Source organism: Mucilaginibacter sp. (genome assembly GCF_039207105.1).
Classification (GTDB): domain Bacteria; phylum Bacteroidota; class Bacteroidia; order Sphingobacteriales; family Sphingobacteriaceae; genus Mucilaginibacter.
Genome location: NZ_JBCECK010000279.1, coordinates 1 through 3261 on the forward strand (window position 1 = coordinate 1; position 3261 = coordinate 3261).

5 protein-coding genes and 1 pseudogene are annotated in these 3261 nt (G+C 47.3%); 4 read left to right on the forward strand and 2 right to left on the reverse strand.

Features of this window, described 5'->3' with window-relative positions:
* Together AAGC65_RS25510 and AAGC65_RS25515 are read right to left on the reverse strand one after the other, a co-directional pair.
* Positions 1 to 231 (reverse strand): annotated as a pseudogene (locus AAGC65_RS25510) (alpha-ketoglutarate-dependent dioxygenase AlkB); the annotation flags it as partial.
* The gene (locus AAGC65_RS25515) at positions 191 to 478 is read right to left on the reverse strand and encodes a hypothetical protein (protein ID WP_343115278.1); all 288 of its coding nucleotides are present in this window, start codon (positions 476 to 478) and stop codon (positions 191 to 193) included. The gene AAGC65_RS25515 and the pseudogene AAGC65_RS25510, both read right to left, overlap by 41 nt.
* A 118-nt stretch (positions 479 to 596) precedes the next feature.
* Between AAGC65_RS25515 and AAGC65_RS25520 the strand changes: the two genes are divergently transcribed.
* The 4 genes from AAGC65_RS25520 to AAGC65_RS25535 form a co-directional block, all read left to right on the forward strand.
* The gene (locus AAGC65_RS25520) at positions 597 to 959 is read left to right on the forward strand and encodes a S24 family peptidase (protein WP_343115279.1); all 363 of its coding nucleotides are present in this window, start codon (positions 597 to 599) and stop codon (positions 957 to 959) included.
* The gene (locus tag AAGC65_RS25525; RefSeq protein ID WP_343115280.1) at positions 943 to 2190 is read left to right on the forward strand and encodes a Y-family DNA polymerase; all 1248 of its coding nucleotides are present in this window, start codon (positions 943 to 945) and stop codon (positions 2188 to 2190) included. The genes AAGC65_RS25520 and AAGC65_RS25525 overlap by 17 nt, the downstream gene beginning before the upstream one ends.
* Positions 2191 to 2193: 3 nt before the next feature.
* On the forward strand, positions 2194 to 2631 hold the full coding sequence (locus tag AAGC65_RS25530; protein ID WP_343115281.1) for a hypothetical protein: 438 nt from the start codon (positions 2194 to 2196) through the stop codon (positions 2629 to 2631).
* 40 nt (positions 2632 to 2671) lie between these two features.
* Positions 2672 to 3261, forward strand: a 590-nt coding sequence (locus AAGC65_RS25535; protein WP_343115282.1) for an SOS response-associated peptidase family protein, incomplete at its 3' end; no start/stop codon positions are given.

Sequence of the window (3261 nt, forward strand, 5' to 3'; positions counted from 1 at the left end):
CAAAGTACCGGCAATTCTATCGGTTTCGCCGTACCAACAAGTTAAACGCGGGGTCAAATATTCTTTATCCCACATTTTTTGCTTGGTTTGTTGCCAGGGTGTGGTAGCGATGAAATGCGCCAGCAATTCATCGCTGTCAGCGGTTGAGATCAAGCCAGGCCGGTATTCCAATAAATGCTCCGGCAGGTCTTTACTCTGCCCGGCTTCCGCAAAAAACGCTAGCTGTTCCATATAATCTTGCTGCTTCCTGTTCAAATAACGCCGAATCTTTCGGCACTTCTTTTACATAGAGGTCGGTCTTCAGCTCTACTTCAAAGAACTGATCCACCGCTTTTTTCAGCGCGTCCAGATCGGGTTCATCCGTTTGAAAAACCAACACTTTTTGCGCAAAATAGCCGCCCTTTTCCCCATAGACCGTAGCCAAGCAATACGCTGTTCCGGCCAGATCCGCTCCCGTTTTTTCAAAGACATGCATCATGTGGACAAATTTAATGCTAAAAATATTAGTATTTTAAATTTTTGTGAAATAGTTTTGTAGCATGTTAAGGTTGAGGCGACATCGGGTGAAAAGGGACGTGCTGGGGTTCAGGCTGCCAATGCTGACGCATGAGGAACCGGAATTGGATGTGTCGGAGATCATTGTGATGGACCCGGACAATACGTTTTATATGCGGATGGGGAGTGATGCCATGCGCAGTTACCATATTTTGGAGGGACATGTGCTGGTGATCGACCGGACGCTGACGCCGGTGACGGGCAGCATCGTGGTGTTCTTTCATGAGGGTGATTTTTATACGCGGGCCTATTGGCCGGAGGAAAAGCGTGTGATTCTTAAGTCGGATGAAGCGGACATGGTATTGGACAATTGGATTTGCTGGGGTGTGGTGACGCTGACCTTGAACCCGGTCTTGCAGCCGGCACATCGTTTAGGGAGGTACGCTCGTGTTTGCGCATGTTGATATCAATAACTGCTATGTAAGTTGTGAGCGTTTATTCGATCCGACGCTGGAAGGCCGCGTCGTGGTCGTCCTTTCCAATAACGATGGTTGTGTGATCGCGCGAAGTAACGAAGCGAAGGCTATTGGTATTAAGATGGCCGATGCGGAGTTTATGGTGCGAAGCAAATTGTCGGAAAATAACGCCGTTATTTTCAGTAGTAATTATCCTTTGTATGCGGATATGAGTGCGCGCCTGATGAATAATCTGGCGCGGTACACTTATACGCTGATGGTGTATAGCATCGACGAAGCATTTTTGGCTTTGGGTGGTATCGCTGATCTGGACAAATATACCGCCGCTATCAGTAACAACGTGATGCGGGATACGGGCTTGCCGATCACGGTTGGTGTTGGTGCAACGATGGCTTTAGCTAAACTGGCGAATAAAGCAGCTAAAAAGCAGAAACGAAATTATTTGGTGCTTGATTCGGATGAAAAAATCGCTGAAGTCATGAAAAGTTTTCCGATCGAGGATGTTTGGGGTGTTGGCCGGGCCTACTATGATAAACTGACCGAATTTAAGGTGACGACCGCTGCGGATTTTAGGGCCTTGAAGCCGGATTTTGTGCGGCAGCACATGACCGTGCAAGGCTGGCGTTTGCACCAGGAATTGTGGGGTAAACCTTGTAATGTGATTAAGGATGTGGCCGAGCGATCCAAGGGTATTGAAAGTAGTCAGAGTTTTAATAGCTATCAAACCGAGTTGGCACCTATCGAGGAAGCGATCTCGATGCACGCGGGCACAGTGGCTATTAAGTTGCGGCAGCAGGAAAGTATGGCGCTCAGTTTGACCATTTATTTACGCACCAATAAACACAATGTCAAACATGACCAGCATTACCCGAGCATTACCGTCAAAGTGCCATTTGCAGCGAACAGCACGCATCAACTAACGCGGGTGGCCGTGCAGGCCATGCGGGCGATCTACCAGCCGGGTTATAATTATTTGAAATGTGGTGTCAGGGCGACTGGTATCGTACCGGCGGGCGAAGTGCAGTATAATCTGTTCGCGGGTTATGAGCACAGTCGGGAACAGAAACTGGCGGAATTGATGGATGGTTTGAATGACCGTTACGGTCGCGGAACAGTGCGCTTAGCAGCGGATAGTTTTGAGCGTAAATGGGCCATGAAACAGGAATTTTTAAGTAAGCAATACACCACGAACTGGAAAGACATCGTGCGAACAAAATAGATCATGGCTTATTACGGTAACGAAAAATTTTATCAGCAACTCAAGAAAGACCTGATGGCCTGGGTCTGGCGTAACCCCAAGTTATTGCATAAGATCAAGCTGCATGATCTGGAACTGCTGTTCGAAATGAATCCGCAACGCGGCCTATCTATCGACCTCCGTCGTTTTGAACCGGAGTATTATAAAGCCACCTTTTATCCGCCCGAAGAAAAGAAACAGCATATCGATGAATTCGTCCGTAAAGTTTGTCAGGTCATTCATCAAAACCTGATGCGTTCCGGCAGGCCCGATCTGACCATCACCATTACTGTCCGGCACATGATCTCCGAAGTCAGCCATTGGCAAACCTTTTATTTTGACCAGCACTGTAAGAACGATGAATTAAAGAAGCTGAGCAAAAAGGAAACAGACTGGCATTATAGTTTTAAGAAAACAATTTAATTACTAAAATAATTAGTAATTTTGTTCGTTTAGAAAGATTATGTGCGGACACGTTGAGATTGGTGAACAAAAAGATATTAAGGTGATCACCCGCGATGGCGGGTCGTATAAACCTAAAAGTAATGGCGCGGGCAATCCGGGCAGTATGTTGCCGGTAGTGACAGATGCGCTACCGGGTAAGGTACAACAGTTTCGTTGGGGCTTACTGACAGGCGATGATGATAAGATCCATAGCAAGAATAAGCATGCCAGGATCGAGTCGCTTTTTACCGTGCCTTTTTGGCGACAAGAAGTTGGGCGCCGGCATTGCGTGGTGCGGATACAGGCTTTTTTTGAATATAATAAAGAACAGAATATCACTTATAAAGTAGAGCGGCGGGACGGACAGCCTTTTTATATTGCGGGGCTTTGGGACGTGTGGTTGGATATAAAGACCAATGTCTTGTTGCCTACTTTTGTGATGATCACGATGCCGCCCAATCGGGCGATGGCCGAGATACATGACCGGATGCCGGCCATTTTAGAACGTAACGATGTCAAAACCTGGATCAATGGAACTTTGACAGGGCCGGAACGCGTGAATGCTCTGCGCAGCAAACCTTGTTTACCGGAGTCTTTGACGATCAGCAT